The sequence below is a fragment of the Pseudomonas sp. S2_B10 genome, from assembly GCF_054668425.1.
This window is the reverse complement of sequence record NZ_CP162768.1, coordinates 5,009,428-5,030,854: the sequence shown is the minus strand read 5'-3', so window position 1 is coordinate 5,030,854 and position 21,427 is coordinate 5,009,428. Positions and strand designations below refer to the sequence as shown.

At 63.4% G+C, this 21,427-nt stretch carries 11 protein-coding genes; 5 read left to right on the top strand and 6 right to left on the bottom strand.

What is annotated here, in order from left to right:
• Positions 1–7 precede the first annotated feature (7 nt).
• The 4 genes from AB4O45_RS22460 to AB4O45_RS22445 all read right to left on the bottom strand — a co-directional run bounded on the left by AB4O45_RS22460 (position 8) and on the right by AB4O45_RS22445 (position 13,176).
• Complete coding sequence (locus tag AB4O45_RS22460; protein ID WP_460160562.1) at positions 8–7,831, bottom strand: amino acid adenylation domain-containing protein; 7,824 nt, start codon at positions 7,829–7,831, stop codon at positions 8–10.
• Complete coding sequence (locus tag AB4O45_RS22455) at positions 7,828–11,229, bottom strand: amino acid adenylation domain-containing protein (RefSeq protein ID WP_460160561.1); 3,402 nt, start codon at positions 11,227–11,229, stop codon at positions 7,828–7,830. Before AB4O45_RS22455 ends, AB4O45_RS22460 begins: the two co-directional genes overlap by 4 nt.
• Positions 11,230–11,416: 187 nt before the next feature.
• Positions 11,417–12,400 (bottom strand): TauD/TfdA family dioxygenase, encoded by a 984-nt coding sequence (locus AB4O45_RS22450; RefSeq protein WP_460160560.1) that lies wholly within the window; start codon positions 12,398–12,400, stop codon positions 11,417–11,419.
• A gap of 35 nt (positions 12,401–12,435) precedes the next feature.
• Positions 12,436–13,176, bottom strand: coding sequence for a thioesterase II family protein (locus tag AB4O45_RS22445; protein ID WP_256809496.1), 741 nt, complete (start codon positions 13,174–13,176; stop codon positions 12,436–12,438).
• Positions 13,177–13,310: 134 nt separating this feature from the next.
• Between AB4O45_RS22445 and AB4O45_RS22440 the strand changes: the two genes are divergently transcribed.
• Positions 13,311–14,444, top strand: a complete 1,134-nt coding sequence (locus tag AB4O45_RS22440; protein WP_460160559.1) for a cupin-like domain-containing protein — start codon at positions 13,311–13,313, stop codon at positions 14,442–14,444.
• 111 nt (positions 14,445–14,555) lie between these two features.
• On the opposite strand, the gene AB4O45_RS22435 is transcribed toward AB4O45_RS22440, so the two are convergent.
• Entirely contained in the window at positions 14,556–15,728 is a 1,173-nt protein-coding gene (locus tag AB4O45_RS22435) for an MFS transporter (RefSeq protein WP_150741407.1), read from the bottom strand.
• Between the two features lie 234 nt (positions 15,729–15,962).
• On the opposite strand from AB4O45_RS22435, the gene AB4O45_RS22430 reads away from it, so the two are divergent.
• The 3 genes from AB4O45_RS22430 (at position 15,963) to AB4O45_RS22420 (ending at position 19,656) form a co-directional block, all read left to right on the top strand.
• Positions 15,963–16,763 carry an SDR family oxidoreductase gene (locus tag AB4O45_RS22430; protein WP_460160558.1) on the top strand — a complete coding sequence of 267 codons (801 nt, stop codon included), beginning with the start codon at positions 15,963–15,965 and terminating at the stop codon, positions 16,761–16,763.
• Entirely contained in the window at positions 16,756–18,582 is a 1,827-nt protein-coding gene (locus AB4O45_RS22425) for a glycoside hydrolase family 15 protein (RefSeq protein WP_460160557.1), read from the top strand. The genes AB4O45_RS22430 and AB4O45_RS22425 overlap by 8 nt, the downstream gene beginning before the upstream one ends.
• A 186-nt stretch (positions 18,583–18,768) precedes the next feature.
• Complete coding sequence (locus AB4O45_RS22420) at positions 18,769–19,656, top strand: alpha/beta fold hydrolase (RefSeq protein WP_460160556.1); 888 nt, start codon at positions 18,769–18,771, stop codon at positions 19,654–19,656.
• On the opposite strand, the gene AB4O45_RS22415 is transcribed toward AB4O45_RS22420, so the two are convergent.
• Complete coding sequence (locus tag AB4O45_RS22415; RefSeq protein ID WP_460160555.1) at positions 19,625–20,608, bottom strand: GlxA family transcriptional regulator; 984 nt, start codon at positions 20,606–20,608, stop codon at positions 19,625–19,627. The two genes, AB4O45_RS22420 and AB4O45_RS22415, sit on opposite strands and share 32 nt — an antisense overlap.
• Positions 20,609–20,697: 89 nt before the next feature.
• Between AB4O45_RS22415 and inhA the strand changes: the two genes are divergently transcribed.
• Entirely contained in the window at positions 20,698–21,384 is a 687-nt protein-coding gene (gene inhA, locus AB4O45_RS22410) for an isonitrile hydratase (RefSeq protein WP_460160554.1), read from the top strand.
• The last annotated feature ends 43 nt before the right edge of the window (positions 21,385–21,427 follow it).

The window sequence follows — 21,427 nt, the reverse complement described above, 5'->3', positions numbered from 1 at the left end:
TTCCCTCTCAAGAAATCAGTTTTTCCAGATCATCGAGGGATAGACGTTTGAGGGCCTCCAGTGATTTAGCCAATTCATCCTGAACGGGCGACATTTCGACGCGCAGCGCTTCGATCCGCGCGCAGAAATCCTTGAGCGTGTCGGTTTCGAACAGCGCCTTGAGCGGCACCTTGTCGCCCAGACGTTCCTGCACCCGGGTCACCACCAGCGTCGCCAGTAACGAATGGCCGCCGAGCTGGAAGAAGTTGTCCGCCAGCCCGACCCGCTCGACTTCCAGCACCTCCTGCCAGATCGTCGCGACCTCCCATTGCAGATCGCTTTGCGGCGCCTGGTATTGCTCCTGCGTCGGGCTCTCGCCCAACGCCATCAGCGCCTTGCGATCCAGCTTGCCGTTGGGCGTCAGCGGGATCGCGTCGATCAGGTGCAGATGCCCCGGCACCATGTGCGCCGGCAAGCGACTGGCCAAGGCATTGCGTACCCGCTCGGCCAGCGTCGACCGCTCGCTGTCCGGCGCGGCGACGAGGTAGGCATGCAGGTGTTTGCCAGCGGCGCCGTCCTGCGCCAGTACCACCGCTTCGCCGATATCGTCGAGTTCCAGCAGACGCGCTTCGATCTCGCTGAGTTCGATGCGGAAACCGCGAATCTTCACCTGATGGTCGGCGCGACCGATGTACTCGATGTTGCCATCGTCGCCCTGGCGCACCAGATCGCCGGTGCGGTACAGGCGCTCGCCATTGCTCGCGTAAGGATTCGGCACAAAGCGTTCGGCGGTCAGCGCGGCGCGGCGCAGATAGCCGCGCGTCACCCCGGCACCAGCGAGGTACAGCTCGGCCGCCACGCCCTCGGGCAGCGCCTGCAACTGACTGTCGAGCAGGTAGGCCACGGTGTTGTCCAGCGGCCGGCCAATGTTCGCCTGCCCCTGCGGCGTGCGCAGGGTGAAGGTCGAATAAGTGGTGTCTTCCGACGGCCCGTAGAGGTCGTAGACCTGCTGCACCTGAATGCTGGCGTAGAGGCTGTCGACCAGACTCTGCTTGAGCGGCTCGCCGGCCAGATTGATGGTGCCGACCGAAGTCGGGATCTGCCCGGCCCGTTGCAACGCGGCAATCGCCGACGGCACAGTGTTGATCAGGGTGACCTGCTCGCGCGCCGGCAAATCCGCCAGCGCCAGAGCGTTGTCGGCCAATACCAGACAGCCTCCGCAGGCCAGCGTGACGAAGATTTCCCACACCGACAGATCGAAGCAGATCGAGGTCGAGGCCAGCACACCGCGCAATTGTTCTTCGCGATAGACACCCGCTGACCACTGAATCAGCGCCGACAGATTGCCGTGGCTGATCGCTACGCCTTTCGGCTTGCCGGTGGAACCGGAGGTGTAGATCACGTACGCCAGATTTTCAGCCGCGAGGTTAACCAGCGGCGCAGTGGCCGGGTATTTGCTGGCGACGTTCTCGTCCACCAACAGCACCTGCGCACTCAACGACTCGGGCAGCATCGCCAACGCCGCCGGCTCAGTGAGCAAAACAGCGGCGCGGCTGTCGTCGAGCATGTGCAGCAAGCGTTCCTGCGGGTAATCCGGGTCCAACGGCACATAGGCGCCACCGGCCTTGAGGATCGCCAGCAAGCCGACCAGCATCTGCGGCGTGCGGCGCATGCACACGCCGACGCGCACTTCCGGCCCGACGCCCATGCCTTGCAGCTTGTGCGCCAGACGATTGGCCCGGGCATCGAGGTTTTGGTAAGCGATGGATTGCTCAGCGAACAGCACCGCGTTCGCCTGTGGCTGTCGCTGCACCTGCGCGGCGATGTGCGCCAGCACCGTGCATTGATCCGGCGTGGTAACCGGCGCCTTGCCCCACTCGATCGCTTGTTGCCGTTGTGGCTCGGCGAGCAGTTGCAGCGCCCCCAGCGGCTGCGCGGCGTCGGCGAGGAACTGCTCGAGCAGGCCTTGCAACTGCGCACTCAACGCATTGATCGCTTGAGCGTCGAAACTGGCCTGATCGTAACTCACGCCCAGACTCAGCTCACGGCCGGTGATCGCCACCAGAGTCAGCGGATAATTGGTCTGCTCCTGACGGCGGATCGCCGAGAATTTCAGGCCGGTCTGCGGACCCTGAGCCAAGGCCTCGGCCATCGGGTAGTTTTCGAACACCAGAATGCTGTCGAACAACGCCCCGGCGCCCATACCGGCCCAGCGCTGAATGTCATACAGCGGCGTGTGTTCGTGCTCGCGCAAGGCCAGGTTGAGGTCTTGCACCTGTTGCAGCCATTGGCTGACGCCGATCTCCGGCGATGGCGCCGCCACCACCGGCAAGGTGTTGATGAACAGACCGATCTGCTGCTCGACACCCGGCAAATCCGTCGGCCGCCCGGCGACAGTCGCGCCGAACGCCACGTGATCCTGGCCGGTGTAGCGCTGCAACAGCAGCAGCCACGCCGCTTGTACCAGCGTGTTGAGGGTGACTTTCTGCTCGCGGGCGAAGCGGTTCAGTTCCGCGGTCAGCGGTTCGCTGAACACATGCTCGTGATCGGCATAGCCGCTGGCCGCGAGCCTGACCGGCATGGCACTGGCCAGTCGCGTCGGCTCTTCGAGATCCGCCAGCGCCGTGCTCCAGAACTGCCGACTGGCTTGCGGATCGCGCTGGCCGAGCCATTCGATGTAATCGCGATAACGCCCCTGCCCTGTGCTCGGCACGATGCCGGCGTAACGTTGCAGCACTTCGCCGAACAACTGCGAAGTGCTCCAGCCGTCCATGAGGATGTGATGGCAGGTGTAGATCAGGTGATGAGTGTGCTCATCGATGCGCACCAACGTCACGCGCAACAGCGGTGCGTCGAGCAGATCGAAACCGTTGTGCAGATCTTCAGCGGCGAGATGATCAAGCGCGGCATCCAGGCCAGCGCGACCGCGCCAGTCCTGCACCTGCCACGGCATCTGCACACGGCTGCGGACCACCTGCACCGGCGCGGCGGCATCCTGCGGCCAGACGAACGCCGTACGCAGAATATCGTGGGCTTCGAGGGTCTGCTGCCAGGCCTGGTGGAAGCGCTCGGCGTCGAGCTGCTCGACGTCGACGCGCAGCTGATTGGTGTAAGCCGGACTGTCCGGCTCGTTGCGGCTGTGGAACAGAATGCCTTGCTGCATCGGCGACAGCGGGTACAGATCGACGATGTCACGCGGCGCCATCGGCAGCGCCGACAGCTGCGCCTGGGTCAGGTTGGCGAGGTTGAAATCCGAGGGTGTCACGCCACCTGCGCCGCTCGCGCAGCAATGTTCGATCAGGCGTTGCAGTTCGCGGCGATAGGCCTCGGCCAGCGCCTCGATGGTCTCGGCGCGGTACATGCCGGTGCCGAAGGTCCAGGTCAGTTCCAGCTCACCGCCGAGAACCTGTCCGTCGACGCTCAGCCAATTGCCCAGCGGTGCCTGTCCATCCTGATTGGCGCCAGTGCCGTCGCTGCTTGGCAAGAACAACGCGCCTTGCTCGGCGCTGAACGCGCCGTCGAACTGACCGAGGTAATTGAAGGTCACCCGTGGTTGCGCCAGCGTCTGCAACTCGGCAGCACGCGTGAGGTAACGCAGCACGCCATAACCGATGCCTTTGCCCGGCACGGCGCGCAGTTGCTCCTTGATCGCACACAGCGATGCAGCGGGATTGGCCTGCGGGGTCAGGCGCACCGGGAACAGGCTGCTGAACCAGCCGACCGTGCGGCTCAGGTCGATGTCGTCGAACAGGTCTTCACGACCATGGCCTTCGAGCTGGATCAACACCGAAGGCTGCTCGCTCCAGTCACACAACACCCGCGCCAATGCGGTCAGTAACAGGTCGTTGATTTGCGTGCGGTAGGCCGCCGGGGCGACTTTCAGCAGTTTGTCGGTCAATGTCTGGCTCAGGCGCGTACTGGCGCGGGCAGCCTGGGCGCGGGTCTGGCTGTCCTTGGCGAAATCCCGTGGCAGTGCCGCGTCAGCCGCCGCCAGGGTCTGGCGCCAATAAGCGCTTTCGGCCGCCAACGTTTCGCTCTGTGCATAACGATGCAACTGCTCGGCCCAGTTGTGCAGCGAACTACTCTGGCCCGGCAACACCGGCGCCGTCCCCGCCGCCAATGCCTGGTAAGCCTGCTGCAAGTCCTCAAGCAGAATGCGCCACGACACGCCGTCGACCACCAGATGATGGATCACCAGCAACAAGCGCTGCTCGGCGTTCGGCAGGTTGACCAGCACCGCGCGCAGCAAGTGCCCGCGTTGCAAATCCAGGCTGCGCTGCGCCGCGTCGGCCACGGCCGGCAAGGCATCGAGGCTGTCCAGCTCGCGTACCCAGAGCAATTCGGCATCACCCTGCGGCTGCGGCAGTGCCTGCCAGGGATCGCCCGACTGCACAAAGCTCAAGGCCAGCGCTTCGTGATGTTCGACCAACGTCGCCAGCGCCTTGCGCAAATGCGCGGCATCCAGCGCCAGGGTCGGTTGCAGCATCACCGACTGGTTCCAATGCTGGCGCTGGGCAATCGGCGTCTCGAAGAAGCGCACCTGGATCGGCAGCAACGGCAGCGGCCCGCGTGCCACTGGTGCGGCGACGGCAGCCGGTTTGGCTTCGATCAGTCTGGCCACGGCAGCCAATTGGCCGATGGTCTGTTTTTCGAACAACTGCTTGGGGCTGAGCTTGATGCCCTGGCGCTTGGCCCGGGCGATGATCTGCAAGCTGAGGATCGAGTCGCCACCCAGCTCGAAGAAGTTATCGCTGCTGCCGACCCGCTCAAGCTTGAGTACCTCGGCCCAGATCGCGGCCAGTTTCTCTTCGATCTCACCGACCGGCGCGACGAACTGCTGGCTGACCACGCCGGGCACTGGCAAGGCACGCTTGTCGAGTTTGCCGTTGGCAGTCAGCGGCAGCTTTTCCAGCAACAGCAACTGTGCCGGCACCATGTAATCCGGCAGCCGCGCCTGCAATTGCTCGCGCAGCTCCTGCGCCTGCACCTTCGCGCCCGCTGCCGGCACGCACCATGCCAGCAGTTGCAGGCGCGCCGGATCGTCATCCAGTGGCAGCGCGAGCACGGCGGCTTCGCTGACGCCATCAAGGCGGAGCAACACCCGCGCGACTTCCGCAGGCTCGACACGGTAGCCGCGCACTTTGACCTGATCGTCGGCACGACCGATGAACTCAAGCGCCTGCTCGCGATTGCGCCGGACCCGGTCGCCGCTGCGGTAGACCCGCGCGCCCGCTGCGCCGAACGGGTCGGGCAGGAATCGTTCGGCGGTCAGCGCCGGCTGATTCAGGTAACCAAGGGCAACGCTGTCGCCGCCGATGTACAGCTCACCGGCGACCTGATCGGCTACCGGGTTGAGCACATCGTCGAGCACATAGACATGGGCACCGGCCAACGCCGTGCCGATAGGAACACTGCGCGCCTGCGCGGGGAGTTCTTCGACCTCATGGGTCAGCACACCCACGGTGGTTTCGCTAGGGCCATAGTGATTGATCAGGCGACAGCCCGGTTTAAGTTGCTGCACACGCTCGACCAGTGCCGGCGAACAGGCTTCGCCGCCGACGATCAGTGCGTGTTCCGGCAACACATCCGCAGGCTTGGCCGCCTGCAACAGCGCGGCGAGATGTCCGGGGACGATTTTCAACACGCCAACGCGATGGCGGGCCATGTATTCGGCAAAGCGATCCGGATCGAAGCCGAGTTCTTCCGGCAGCACATGCAGCAATCGGCCCGAGCACAACGCGCCGAACAGCACCGTGAAGCCAAGGTCGGCGGCGATGGTCGAGACCAGCGCCATGCTCGCCTCCGGCGCCGGCGCCAGACGCTCGAGTACACCGCGCACATAACTGCCCAGCGCGCCGTGGCTGACCAGCACGCCCTTGGGTTGCCCGGTGGAACCGGAGGTGTGAATCACGTAGGCCGGCGACTGCGCATACAGCGTCAGCTCAGGCGCGGATGCCAGCAGCGACTGCCATTGCCCCGGCGCAAACTCCAGACCCTGACAGCCCTCAGCCGCCAGTTCGCTGAGCCGTGCGTCGCCTTCAGCACCGATCAGCGCCCGCGCTTGCGCAGCGCCGAGCATCTGCTTCAGGCGCGCGCTTGGCGCCTTGACGTCGAGCGGCATGTACACAGCGCCAGCCTTGAAAATCGCCAGCAGGCAAGTCAGCCAGTCCAGCGAACGTTCCAGCAGCACCGCCACCGGTTCGCCGACATTGACGCCCTGCGCACGCAAATAATGGGCGAGACGGTTGGCTTGTTCATCCAGCGCCTGGAAAGTCACCGTTTGCTTGAGATCCCGAGCGGCCAGCGCCTGCGGCTGCCGGGCCACTTCACCCGCCCAGTGTTGCAACACCGTCAACGCCGGTTCGCGGTGAATGGCAAGCGCAGCAGGCTGCCGCGTGGCCACGGTGTGCAGTGGCGCCTGCGGCGAGTCGAGCAACTGTGCAAACAGATCCAGCAACATAGGCACAAAACCGGCGACCGTTTCCGCCCGGTAGAGATCGCTGGCGTAGGTCATCTGACCGTGGATCAGTGCGCCGTCGTCGGTGATGTCCAGGGCCAGATCGAAATGCGTGCCGTCCTTGGCCAGCGGGTATTCGCTGACGGTCAGGCCGGGCAAGGCCATCGAGCGTTGTTTCTGCATGCCGACGTTCTGGTTGAACTTGGCCTGGAACAGCGGGTTGTGGCCCAGGGTGCGTTCGGCGACCAATTCGTCGACGAGTTGCTCGAACGGCAACTCCTGATGTGCCTGTGCGCCGAATGCCGCTTCACGCACCTGCGCGAGCAAATCAGTGAAACTGCCGCGCTCATCGATCTGGCAACGCAGCACCTGGGTGTTGACGAAGAAACCGATCAGCCCTTCGACTTCGGCGCGGCCACGGTTGGCATTCGGCACGCCGACACGAATGTCGCGCTCGCCGGCCAGACGCGAAAGGAACAACGAGAACCCGGCCAGCACCAGCATGAACAGGCTGATGCCCTGGCTGCGCGCGAAGGCATTGAGCTGCTGCGAAAGGTCAGCACCGAAATCGAAACTCAGGGTCTGCCCGGCGAAGCTCTGGGTCGGTGGTCGGGCAAAGTCCGCTGCCACTTCCAGCAGCGGATGCTCGTCGCCCAATTGCTGACGCCAGTAGTCGAGCTGGCGCTCGCCCTCGCCGGCCTCCAGCCAGCGCCGCTGCCAGATCGCATAGTCGGCGTACTGCAACGGCAGCGCCGGCAATTGCGGCTCGCGCTGCAAGCTGAACGCCTGATAGCACTGCACGAATTCCTTGACCATGACGTCCATCGACCAGCCATCGGAGACGATGTGATGCATGCTCACCACCAGCACGAACTCATCGTCGGCCAAAGCAAACAGGCTGGCGCGCAGCAACGGGCCGTGGCGCAGATCGAACGGTTGCGCGGTGACGTCTTGCACGTGTTGCGCCAGCACTTTTTCGCGCTCTTGCACGGCGGTGCCGGTCAGATCAAGGCGGTCCAGGGCAATTTTCTGCTGCTCGAGAATCACCTGATGCGCTTGATCGCCATCGGTGTGAAACACCGTGCGCAACACTTCATGACGCGCCAGCAGATGATCGAACGAGCGGCTCAGGGCTGACTCATTCAGCGAACCTTTGAGACGCAAGCCAGCGGCCATGTTGTACGCGGCGCTCTGCGGTTCCAGTTGCCAGAGAAACAGCAGGCGCTGCTGGGCGAACGACAGGGGAATCTGCGCGCAGTCGTGGCGGCTGACCGGCAGCGGCAGCAGGCTGAAATCCTTGCCCTCCTCGCGCAATTTGGCGAGAAACAGCCGACGCTGTTCCAGCGGCAAGCCGACGAACCTTTTTGCAATACGTTCCGCCATCGTGCCGCTCATACTTCTTCTCCTTGCAAAGCATTCATGAACTGATCCAGGTCGGACCAGTCGTCGTCGCCGCTCGCCTCGGCCAGTTGCCCGAGCACCTCGGCCAGATCCGCCAGCAGCGGTTTTTCGAACAGGCTGCGCAGTGGCAGCACCACGCCCATCTGCTCCTTGACCCGGGCAATCACCTGCGCGGCCAACAACGAATGACCACCCAGTTCAAAAAAGTGATCATCCAGGCCCACACGCGGCACGTGCAGCACCTCGGCCCAGACCTGCGCCAGACATTGTTCGGCCGGTGATTGCGGGGCGCGGTAATCGCCCTGCAACTGCGCCGGATCCGGCGTCGGCAAAGCCTTGCGGTCGAGCTTGCCACTCGGTGTCAGCGGCAGGTTCGCCAGCAACAGCAGATGCCCCGGCACCATGTAATCCGGCAGGCTGGCTTGCAGCGCGGCGCGGGTCTGCTGACGGAATGCCGCTTGCGTCGCCGCGCTGGCGAGCACCGCAGGTTCTGTCACAACGTAGGCGACCAGTTGCGCACCGCCGGCGAACGGCACCGCCAACACCACTGCTTCGCGAACGCCCGAACATTGCTGCAGGCGCGATTCGATCTCGCCCAGTTCGATGCGAAAGCCACGAATCTTCACTTGATGATCGACCCGGCCGACATACTCCAGCGCGCCATCGCCGCGCAGCCGTGCACGGTCGCCAGTGCGATACAGGCGCTGGCCGTCGGCAAACGGGTCGGCAATGAAACGCTCAGCGCTGAGGCTCGGCTGACGGTGATAACCGCGCGCCAGCCCCGGCCCACCGATGTACAACTCGCCCACCGCGCCTTGCGGCAGCAGGTTCAGATCATCGTCGAGCACGTACAGACGCCGCGCCGCCAGGCCCTTGCCGATCGGCATGCCGCGCCACGACACGTCCTGCGCGGTCAGCGCAGTGCAGTCATGAATCGTCGAGACCACCGTGGCCTCGGTCGGGCCGTAGGTGTTGAGCAGGCGCATATGGCCGAGCCCGGCCTGTTGCCACAAGCGCAAACCGTCCACCGCCATGGCTTCACCGCCGACGTGAATCTGCCGCAGCGCGCCGAAACTTGCCGGCGGTTTCGCCGCGTATTCCTGCACCAGCCAATACCAATAAGCCGCTGGCAGATCGGCCAGGGTGATGCCCTGATCGATGATCACCTGATGCAGCGTCGCGCTGTCCCACAACGGCGCATCGCGCATGACCACGCTGGCGCCATGGCACAGCGGCGGGAAAAACTGCTCGACGAAACCGTCGAAACTGCTGGTGGCAAATTGCAGAACACGGTCGCCTTCGCGCAGATCGCTGTAATCGATGGCGCGGGCAATGAACTCGCTCAGCGCGCCATGACTGACCGCCACGCCTTTCGGCCGCCCGGTGGAACCCGAGGTGTAGATCACATAAGCGAGGTTGTCGGCTTCGACCGTGACCGGCAGATTGTCGCTCTGTTCGCTGGCGGGCAATTGCTCCAGACACAGGCATTCGATGCCGTCGAGCGGCGGCAGGCTGGCGAGGCTTTGCTGGTCGCCGAGCAACAGTTGCAAACCACTGTCAGCGAGCACATGGCGCAAGCGTTCGGCCGGCGTCTGCGGATCCAGCGGCACATAGGCACCACCGGCCTTGAGCACCGCCAGCAGCGCCACCGCCAATTCCAGCGAACGCCCCAGCGCGACGCCGACCAGCACGTCCGGGCCGACACCCTGTGCGCGCAACTGATGGGCCAAGCGATTGCTGCGGCTGTTGAGTTCGTCGTAGCTGAATGCCGGCGCAGACGCTGTGGCCAACCGCACCGCCGGCGCTTGCGCAGTGCGCGCGACCTGCGCTTCGAACAGGCTTTGCACGCTAATGAAACGAGGCGCTGGTGCGGTGGCCTGGATCAAGGCGTGGCGTTCGTCATCGGCAAGCATCGCCACATCGCCGATCAACTGCTGCGGGTCACGGCACACCGATTGGAGAATGTTGCGCCAATGCCCGGCCAGCGCGGCGATGGTCGCGGCGTCGAAAATATCCGTGGCGTAAGTGAAGGCGGCAAACAGTTGCTCGCCCTCCTCACGGGTGTCGAGCATCAGGTCACTGGTGGCCGCATGTTGCCGGCCGCTGCCGGCCAGTTGCTCCTCGCTCAAATAGCCCACGCGCAAACCCGAGGCCAGTTGCGCCTGGTGCAGATCGGTGACCAGCGGCTGGTGGTTGAACATCACTTGGAACAGCGGATTGTGGCTCTGGCTGCGCGCCGGTTGCAGGGCTTCGATCAGGGCGTCGAACGGCAGATCCTGATGGGCCTGGGCGCCGAGGGCGGCCTGGCGCAGGTTCTGCAGCAACTCGGTGAAGGGCGTTTGTGCGGTGACCACGCTGCGCAGAATCTGGGTGTTGACGAAGAAGCCGATCAACCCTTCGGTTTCACTGCGGGTGCGGTTGGCGATCAGCCCGCCGACACGAATATCGGTCTGGCCGCTGTAGCGATGCAACAGGGTCTTGAACGCTGCCAGCAACACCACGAACAAGGTCACGCCCTGACGCTGCGCAAGGTTTTTCAGCTCTTCGCGCAGGGCCGCGTCGATCACCGTTTCCAGGCGTGCGCCCTGATGGCTGGACTGCGCCGGATAGGCGCGATCGGTGGGCAATTCCAGCACCGGATGTTCGTGGCCCAGTTGCGTGCGCCAGTAGTCCAGTTGCCGCTCGCGCTCACCGGCCTCCAGCCAGCTGCGCTGCCACAGTGCGTAGTCGCGGTAATGCACGCTCAACGGCGCCAGCGTCGGATCACGCCCGGCCACCAGCGCGTCGTAGGTGCGCATGAATTCGTCGATCAGAATGTTCATCGACCAGCCGTCGGCGATGATGTGATGCAGGGTCAGCAGCAGCACGTGTTCCTGCGCGGCCAGGCGCAACAGCCGCAGACTCAGCAGCGGGCCGTTCTGCAGGTCGAAGGCCTGGGTCGCCTCGGCCATCATGTGCTGCTGCGCCAGCGGCCAGCGCTGGGCTTGGGGCAACTCGCTCAGGTCAGTCACGGGTAGTTTCAGAGGCTGAGGTTCGGCCACACGCTGGAAGGCCCGCTCGCCATCCTGGCCGAAGGTGGTGCGCAAACATTCGTGGCGCGCCGCCAGACGGCTGAAGGCCTGTTCCAGTGCCTCGACTTGCAACTCACCATCCAGACGCACCGCCATCGGCAGGTTGTAGGCGGCGCTGGTCGGCTCCAGCTGCCAGAGAAACCACATGCGCTGCTGCGCGTAAGACAGGCCGTCACGCTCGGTGATGCCGTCGCAGGCGGTCATGGGCAGCTGCGCAAAATCGATGCCTTCGCGGGCCATGCCGGCGAGGAACAGACGGCGTTTGTCCTGGGGCAATTCGATAAAGCGGCGGGCTAGTTTCTGTGCGTCTGCGGCATTCATGCGTGGAGTCCTTGCTGATCGGCGGCGTGACCTGGAGACCCGGTCGTATCAACAAGAACGAATGGCCCGCGCGATGATTTAGCGCGCCGGCGGCAATCACGGCCCGACGGTACAAAGGCCAGACAGACAAATGCCGAAGCCGGTACAGGCCCGGATTCGGCATTTGAGTTGAAGGGTTGCGAACAGGTCAGCGCGCGTCCTGCGAATGCCCCTCGGCCATGGCCACGATGACTTTGCGCGGCCCTTCGAACGGTGAGCGCGCGTGAGCCGAGAGCATGTTGTCGAGCATCAGCACATCGCCCTCCTGCCAGGGGAAACTGATCGCACAGTCGTCGAGCACGGCACGAATCTGCGCCAGCACTTCGTCTTCGATTGGCGAGCCGTCGCCGTAGTAGACATTACGTGGCAGGTCTTCTTCGTCGACGATGTCGAGCAGGCTTTCGCGCACGTCCGCTGGCAGGTTGGAGATGTGAAACAGGTGCGCCTGATTGAACCAGACGTGGTCGCCCGTGACCGGGTGCACCGCCACCGCCTGACAGGTCTGGCGCGTGCGCAGCTCGCCGTCATCCTTCCACTCGCAGACAATGCCGTGAGCCTTGCAGTAGGCCTCGACGACTTCGCGGTCTTCGGTGTTGAACACGTCTTCCCACGCCACATCGAGGCCATTGCCGAAGTTGCGCACGTACATCAGGCCTTTGCTGACGAAACGCTCGCGGATCGCCACCGGGATGCACCGGTACACTTCGCGGCTGTCGGCAATCGGCGTCTCGCCTCCGGACCTGGCAGCGATCATGCTGTAGAACCAGATCTTCATCGGCCAGTCGCGGGAATAGGCCTGCTCGTTGTGCAGCGGAATGCTTTGGTGCGCCGGGTATTCGGTGGAGGTGTACACGCCTTGGGTGACGTTGGTACGCGGCGTCGAGCCGAACTCGTAGTTGAGCAATGGATGGCCGAAACTCGCGGCAAACTGGCGAAACTGCTCGGCGCCGTCGAGGCGGAAACCGCGAAACAGCACCCCACCGTCACGCAGCAGATGCTCGTCGACCAGCTCCTTCAATTCATCGAATACCGCCAACAGATCGGTGTCGGCATCGCTTGCTTCGACCAACAGCGGCAAACGTCCGCGCTGCGGCAGCAACGGCCGCACGGAAAACCCCAGAGCAACAGCCATGACTGGCCTCCTGAAAATGATAGATGGGTCGCGTCTCAGAACGCCGGTTGCGCGGCCTGCGCATGGCGCCGGTGATGCACTTCCAAATGGGTCTTGATCGTGCGAATGACCCGCGCTTCATGCTCATGAATGAAGAAATGCCCGCCGGTCATCATGTCCACCGAGAAGCTGCCCAGGGTCTCCTTGCTCCAGCCGATCAGTTGCTCGGTGGTGGCGCGGTCTTCCTTGCCACCGAGCACGTGCACCGGGCAATTGAGTAGGGGCCGCTCGGCAGGCGTGAAGCGCCCGCACATCATGAAATCGGCGCGCAGCACCGGCAGGGTCAGGCTCATCAATTCCTGATTGGCGAGGATTTCTTCGCTGGTGCCCTGAAAGGTGCGCAACTGTTCGATGAGTTCTTCATCACTGCGCGGTTCGGCAAAGCCGCGGTCGTAATCGCTGCGCATGGACGGTGCGGCAGTGCCGGAGGCGAACAGCGCCAGCGGCTCCGGCACACCCAACTCGCGAAAGGCATGGGCCAGTTCGCAGGCGAGCAATGCACCGAGGCTATGCCCGAACAACGCATACGGGCCTTGCAGCCCCGGCTTGTGCTCGCGCGCCAGTTGCCGCGCCAGTGCGCGCATGTCGGTTTGCAGCGGTTCATCGAACCGCGCGCCACGTCCCGGCAGTTCCACCGGTTGCAATTGCAGCCACGTCGGCAGTTGACGCCGCCAGCGGCTGTAAACCATGGCGCTGGCGCCCGAATAGGGCAGGCACAGCAATGTCAGCTTGGTCACCGCGCTTTCCTTGAAAAATGTGTCTGCAAGAAAGACGGATCACTGGCCGGACAAATTAGTCGCCGGCCGCTAAATTCCCCCGCGAGCCGCTCGTTGCCTGTTCAGGAAAAAAACAACAATCGCGAGGAATCACCGTGGACCTGCAGAGCATTCTGGGCAAGTTGTTCGCCAACGCCGGCGCGGTCGGCATCGAGGGCGTTTTCCAGTTCATCTTCAGTGGGCAACAGGCGTACTGGTATGACATCAAGACCAGCCAGCGCACGGCAGCCGGTCGCCACCCCAGCCCGGACGTGACCATCGAAGTCGCGGAAAAGGATTTTTTGGGGATCATGGCCGGCGTGGTCAATGTCGAGGAACTGTTCGCCAGCGGTCGCCTGAAGATTGGCGGCAACATGGGCCTGGCGACGATGTTGCCGCAGATCATCGACCACGCTCGCCAGGGTGGCGGCACGGTGGAAAAGGTTGACATGAACAAGCGCTACCCGACGCCACCGCGCTTCAGCGAAAAGCTCACTGCCGCGCTGCCTCGGCAGACCAGCGTCGAACGTCGCACACGCGCCGAGTTGAGCCGGCACGAATTCGAAACCCGGTATCTGCCCAACGGCATTCCGTTGGTGATCAGCAATGCCCTGCACGACTGGCCACTGTTCAGCCTGAGCCGCGAGGAGTCGCTGGTGCATTTCGCCGAACTGCAGGGCATCACCCGTCATGGCGATTACGTGAAGAAGACCTTTTCCACCGAGCGTGATTTCCGCTCGACCTCGATGGCCGAGTTCATCGCCTCACTGGACAGCCCGGCAGTCAAAGGCGCGGACGGCGAGCCGCCGGCGTACATGGGCAACAACATCCTGCCCGCGCAGTTGTTGCAGCAGATCCAGTACCCGCCCTACTTCGACACGTCGCTGTTCATTCCGCCACGTATCTGGATCGGCCCCAAGGGCACGCTGACGCCATTGCACCGCGATGATACCGACAACCTCTTCGCCCAGGTTTGGGGGCAGAAAAAATTCACCCTTGCCGCGCCGCATCACCGCGAGGCACTGGGCACCTGGTCGACCGCGCCCAAGGGTGGCCTGGATGGCTGCGATTTCAACCCCGATGCGCCGGACTATGAACGCTTCCCGGCAGCGCGGGAGGTGACGTTTTTGCGGGTGACGCTGGAGGCTGGGGATCTGCTGTTCCTGCCCGAGGGCTGGTTCCATCAGGTGGAGTCGGTGTCGACGTCGCTCTCAGTCAACTTCTGGGTCGACTCAGGACGCGGCTGGTAACACCGCAAAATAACTGTGGGAGCGAGCCAGCTCGCGAAGGCGTTGTATCAGGTATGAAGATATTTACTGACACACCGCCTTCGCGAGCAGGCTCGCTCCCACAGTGGAATTTCATTTCAAGTGACGGAAACTTTGGAACGCTGAAATCAGCACCACCGCCCCCGCCGCTATCGCCAGCCAAAACCCGCTGCGCGCACCAAACGCGTCCACCAGCGCGCCGGAACCAGCTGCGCCGATCGCCACGCCGATGCTCAGCCCGGTCACCAGCCAGGTCAGGCCTTCGGTCAGTTTGGCTGGTGGCACGATGCGTTCGATCAACGCCATCGCAACAATCAACGTCGGCGAAAAGAACAGTCCGGCGATAAATACCGCGATCGACAAGCCGAGAATATTGCTCGCCAATAACAGCGGCAGCGTGGTCACTGCCGTCGCCACACCGCCGTAGAGAAACAGGCGCGGCAGCGGCAGTTTCGAACGCATCGCACCGAAGGCGATGCCGGCCAGGCATGAGCCGATCGCGTACACCGACAAAACAATACTCGCCGCTGCCGGCTGGCCCTGATGTTGAGCGAAAGCGACGCTGACCACATCGATGACTCCGACGATCACGCCCATCGCCAGCATCAACGCCAGCAGCCATTGCACGTCGGTCGAGCGAATGATCGAGCCCTGATGCTGCGACTCCTGCGCGTGCACCGGTGGTTCGGTGCTGCGCTGGGCGACAAACGCCGTCACGCCGATGGCCAGGGCCAACAGCGCCGCCAGCGGCCCGGCCTCGGGAAACACCGCGACCGACAAGCCCACCGACAGCGGCGGCCCGACGATAAAACACACTTCGTCGAGCACCGACTCCAGCGCATACGCCGTCTGCAATTGCGGCTGGCCACGGTAGATCTCGGTCCAGCGCGCCCGCACCATCGCCGACATGCTCGGCATGCACCCGGCCAGCGCGGCAAAAATGAACAGCGTCCAGGTCGGCGCCTGCAAACGTGTGCACAGCAGCAACATCAATAACCCGCCGCCACCGGTCAGCGCTGCGATCGGCAGCACCCGCCCCTGCCCATAACGGTCCACCAACCGCGATACCTGCGGCGCGCAAAACGCCGTGGCCAAGGCAAACGTCGCCGCCACCGCCCCCGCCAGCGCATAACCGCCGTTCAACTGCGCAAGCATGGTGATCAGGCCGATGCCGGTCATGGAAATCGGCATGCGCGCCAGCATCCCGGCCAGCACAAACGCACGGGCACCGGGGGCGGTGAACAATTCGCGGTAGGGATTTGCCATCGATTGCAGCCTCATCAGGGGCGGCCAAGTTGCCATAGCCTTGAATGCCGTGGAAGCGCGCAATTGTTAGCGGTCTGTGAAGGCCCCTTCGCTCGCACATTCGAAATGCCGTCCCCCGGTGGGAGCGAGCCTGCTCGCGAAGGGGCCGGCGCAATCACCGCATCCAGCAAATGAACTCTCAGCGTCTGCCATCAGTCAGCTACTTAAGTCTCTGGAACCAAGGCGCGAATCGTCATGCAGATTTCCCTCGCTCATCAGGTGGCGCTGGTCACGGGTGCCAGCTCCGGCATCGGCCATGCCGCCGCCAAAGCACTCGCTGCGGCCGGTGCTGCGGTCGTGATCAACTACAACAGCAGCGCTGAACCTGCGGAAGAACTGGCCGCGCAAATCAACGCCAAGGGCGGCAAGGCCCTCGCTATCGGCGCCGATGTTTCGAAAGAGGACGAGGTCGAGCGGCTGTTCGCCGAGACCGTCGAAGCCTTCGGCTCGCTGGACATTCTGGTGGCCAACTCCGGTCTGCAAAAAGACGCTGCCGCCGTGGACATGACCCTCGACGACTGGAACACGGTGATCGGCGTCAACCTCACCGGGCAGTTCCTCTGCGCGCGGGAGGCGTTGCGGATTTTTCAGCGTCAGGGCGTGCGCGAGGGCGTGTCGCGCGCGGCGGGCAAGATCATTCACATGAGCTCGGTGCACCAGCGCATTCCATGGGCCGGGCATGTCAATTACGCGGCGTCCAAGGGCGGCGTCGATCAGTTGATGCAGAGCCTCGCTCAGGAAGTCAGCCACCAGCGCATCCGTATCAACAGCATCGCGCCCGGTGCGATCAGCACGGCCATCAACACAGAAGCCACTGAAGGCGCGGCCGGCGACAAACTTCTTGAGCTGATTCCCTATGGACGCATTGGCGATGTCGAGGATGTTGCCAACGCAGTGGTTTTCCTCGCTTGCGACCTGTCCGATTACGTCGTCGGCACCACCCTGTTCATCGATGGCGGGATGAGCCTATATCCGGAGTTTCGCGGCAATGGCTGAGCCTGAAATGGAACAACAAAGTCCCATCGGTGCCCACGGCATCATCGGCGACATGCGCAGCGCCGCACTCGTCAACGACAAGGGCAGCGTGGATTTTTTCTGCTGGCCGGAGTTCGACAGCCCGACGATCTTCTGCTCGCTGCTCGACACCCCGCAAGCAGGGATTTTCCAGCTCGCGCCGGACTTGCCGGATGCGCGCCGGGAACAGATTTATCTGCCCGACACCAACGTCTTGCAGACCCGTTGGCTAAGCGAACACGCAGTGGTGGAAATCACCGATCTGTTGCCCATCGGGGACGATGTCGACGCCCTGCCGCTGCTGATGCGCCGGGTGCGCGTGGTCAGCGGCTCGGCGACGTTCAATCTGCGTTGCGCGGTGCGCCACGACTATGGCCGCGCCGACACCCGGGCAGAGATGAACGAAAAAGACGTAACGTTCCACGCCGCTGGCCAGCCGTCGATACGCCTGGCTTCAGATCAAGCACTGCAAATCGATGCGCAAGCGGCCGTCGCGCAGTTCACCCTCAAGCACAATGAGACCGCCGCGTTCATGCTCGGCGGCAGCGACGATCCGCGTTTTGCCGAAGGCGCCGGCGAGTTGTGCATGGAGCGCACCCTCAAATACTGGCGCGGCTGGATCGGCCAATCCAACTATCGCGGGCGCTGGCGGGAAATCGTCAATCGCTCCGCCCTCGCCCTGAAACTGCTGACCTCGCGTCGCCACGGTGCGATTCTCGCCGCCGCCACCTTCGGCCTGCCGGAAACTCCCGGCGGCGAGCGCAATTGGGATTACCGCTACACGTGGATCCGCGATGCCTCGTTCACCGTTTACGCGTTCATGCGCCTGGGCTTTGTCGATGAAGCCAACCACTACATGCAATGGCTGCGCGGACGGGTCAGCGATTGCTGTGGCAAACCGATGAAACTCAACATCCTCTATGCCATCGATGGCCAGCAGGAATTGCCGGAAACCAAGCTGACGCATCTGGCCGGCCACGGCGGCGCGCAACCGGTGCGCATCGGCAATGGTGCCTACGATCAGGTCCAGCTGGACATCTTCGGCGAGCTGATGGACGCGGTGTATCTGGTCAACAAGTACGGTGATGCGATCTCCCACGAAGGCTGGCGGCATGTCGGCGAAGTGGTCGATCAGGTCTGCGAAAACTGGCAGAGCGAAGATGTCGGCATCTGGGAAATGCGCGGTGAGACCCATCATTTCCTGCACTCGCGGCTGATGTGCTGGGTGGCGCTGGACCGGGCGATCCGTCTGGCTTCCAAGCGTTCGCTGCCGGCGCCGTTCGCCCGTTGGGATGACACCCGGCAAGCGATCTACACCGACATCTGGGACAACTTCTGGGACGAAGAGCGCGGGCATTTCGTTCAGTACAAGGGCGGCACCGCACTGGATGGCTCGATGCTGCTGATGCCGCTGGTACGCTTCGTCAGCGCCAAGGATCCGCGCTGGCTGTCGACTCTGGAAGCAATCGAAAAAACCCTGGTGCGTGACGGCATGGTCTATCGCTATCGCAACGAGGACGCCAACATCGATGGCCTCAGCGGCACCGAAGGCGCGTTCGCCGCGTGTTCGTTCTGGTACGTCGAATGCCTGGCCCGCGCCGGCCAGGTGGAAAAAGCCCACCTGGAGTTCGAGCAATTGCTGCGATATGCCAATCCGCTTGGGCTATACGCCGAAGAGTTCGACAGCCATGGGCGGCACCTGGGCAACACGCCGCAAGCGCTGACGCATCTGGCGTTGATCAGTGCGGCGAGTTTTCTTGATCGCAAGCTGAGTGGCGAGAAGAGTTCCTGGCAGCCGTAGCGTTGAGCGCTTTTTCGCCAGCGCTTGTCAGACCGATCTCTGATCGACAGGTATGTTTCCACAACGGGCCTGCATGCCAGACAACTGGCTCAGGCCCATATTCATGGTGAAACCTGCGCAGCGGTGACCCGCATTCCGTTCGCAGATCCAGAGTGTCTGAATACGATTCAAACGGAGTGGTTCGTCATGATCGAGAGCGTTCTTACCCCAACCCTGACCATTGCCTACGAACAGCACGGTCCGAACAACGGCGCCCCGGTAATTCTGCTCCACGGCTTCCCCTATTCCCCGCGCACCTTCGACGAAGTCGCCCCGGCGCTGGCCGCGCGAGGCTACCGCGTCATCGTGCCGTACTTGCGCGGTTACGGGCCGACCCGGTTCAACAGTGCGCAAACCCTGCGCTCCGGTCAGCAAGCTGCGATGGCGCAGGACTTGCTCGATCTGATGGATGCGCTGGGCATCGAACAGGCCACGCTTTGCGGTTATGACTGGGGCGGTCGGGCAGCGTGTATTGTCGCGGCGTTGTTTCCGGCGCGGGTGCGCGGACTGGTCAGCGGCGACGGCTACCTCGTGCAGGACATCGCCCATGCGAACCAGCCGTTGGACCCGGAAGACGAGCATCGGCTCTGGTATCAGTACTACTTCCACACGCCGCGTGGCGTCGAAGGACTTAAGCAGAATCGCCGGGCGTTGTGTCAGTTGCTTTGGCGGCTGTGGTCGCCGACATGGGCGCGAAAGGACGAACGCTACCCGCTGACCGCTGGCGCTTTTGATAATCCTGACTTTGTCGACGTGGTGATTCATTCCTATCGGCATCGCTTCGGCTACGCCCCGGGCGATCCAGCCCTGGAGTGGATGGAAGAAGCGCTGGCCACACAGCCGGTGATCAGCGTGCCGAGTATTTCGCTGTGCGGTGGCGATGATGGCGTCGGCCCGCCTTCGCTGATTGATGAAGATGCCGAGCATTTCAACGGCTTTTATGAGCGGCGCGTGCTCGCGGGTGTCGGCCACAACATTCCCGAAGAAGCGCCGCAGGAAACCCTCAAGGCAATACTGGATCTGCTGCAACGCTGACCGAAAACCGCTCCCGATAAGCCTGCGGCGTCACGCCAATCGCTCGCAGAAAACTGCGCCGCAGCGTCTCTTCACTGCCAAACCCGCAATTGGCGGCGATGCGTTTCACCGGCAAACCGGTATCGCTGAGCAGTCGGCGGGCGGTTTCGACGCGGATCAATTCGATCGCCCGCGCCGGGGTCTGGCCGGTGTCGGCGCGGTAGTGGCGGATGAAGCTGCGTTCGCTCATGCCAGCCTGTTCGGCGAGGGTCGGGATGCCGAGGTCGCAGGTCAGGTTCTCGGCGATCCAGGCGTGCAGTTCATCGAAGCGGTTGCCCTGTTGTTGCAGCGACAGCGTCACGCTGAACTGCGACTGTCCGCCCGGGCGTTTCAGGAAGACGACCAAGTGCCGGGCGACGTCGAGGGCGATATCGCGGCCGAGGTCTTCTTCGACCATGGCCAACGCCAGATCGATGCCTGCCGTGACACCGGCGGAAGTCCACACCGGGCCGTCGTTGATGAAAATCGGATTGGCTTCCACGTGCAGATTGGGATGTTGCGCGGCCAGTTGCTCGCAGCGCGTCCAGTGGGTAACCACGCGGCGGCCATCGAGCCAGCCGCTGGCCGCGAGTAGAAAGGCCCCGGTGCATACCGAAGCCACGCGCCGGCAGCCGCGCGCATGTTCGCGTACCCAGTCGACCAGTTGCAGATCTTCCGATGCCGCATAAATGCCCCAGCCACCCGAGATGATCAAGGTATCGCTGGGCGTTTGCGGCAACGGTTCTGCGAGCACCGCCAACCCCGCCGATGACAGCACCGCCCCGCCACCGCTGGCGATCACGCTCGGCGCATAGGGTGTGGGCAAACCGCGCTGGCGAGCCAGATCGTTGGCCGAGGCGAACACCTGCAGCGGCCCGGTGACATCGAGAATCTGCATATTGGCAAACGCGAGGACGTGAATGGATTTGGGCATTTGGCGTAATTCGTGGGGTGATTGGCGTATGCGCCAGAACCTACCCGCCTACAGTGAAGTCGTCCACTTCTTTCAACGGAGCAAGAACGATGACGCTGCAGATCGGTTTTCTGTTATTCCCGCAGGTCCAGCAACTCGACCTCACCGGCCCCTACGACGTCCTCGCCTCGTTGCCCGGCGTGCAGATCCACCTGATCTGGAAGGATCTGATGCCAGTGACATCCAGCACCGGGCTGCTGCTGAAACCGACTACAACTTTCGAGGATTGCCCGGATCTGGACGTAATCTGCGTGCCCGGCGGCAGTGGCGTCGGGCCGTTGATGGAAGATCAGCAGACGCTGGACTTCATTAAACATCAGGCCGCCCAGGCACGTTACGTGACCTCGGTGTGCACCGGCTCGCTGGTGCTTGGCGCGGCTGGCCTGCTACAGGGCAAGCGCGCGACTACGCACTGGGCCTATCACGAGTTGCTGCCGACGCTGGGCGCGGTTGCGGTGAAGGATCGGGTGGTACGCGACGGCAATCTGTTTACCGGTGGCGGAATTACCGCTGGCATCGATTTCGCCTTGGTGCTGGCGGCGGAACTGGTCGATGCCGATACGGCGCAACTGGTGCAGTTGCAACTGGAATATGCCCCGGCGCCGCCGTTCAATGCCGGCAGCCCGGACGTGGCGCCGATCGCGGTGGTCGATGAAGCGCGGTTGCGCGCGGTGCCGTCGTTGAAGCTGCGTACCGAGATTACCGAACGCGCAGCGGCCAAACTGGGCCTGCGCTGATATCCAGCCGAATGCAAAACCTGTGGGAGCGAGCCTGCTCGCG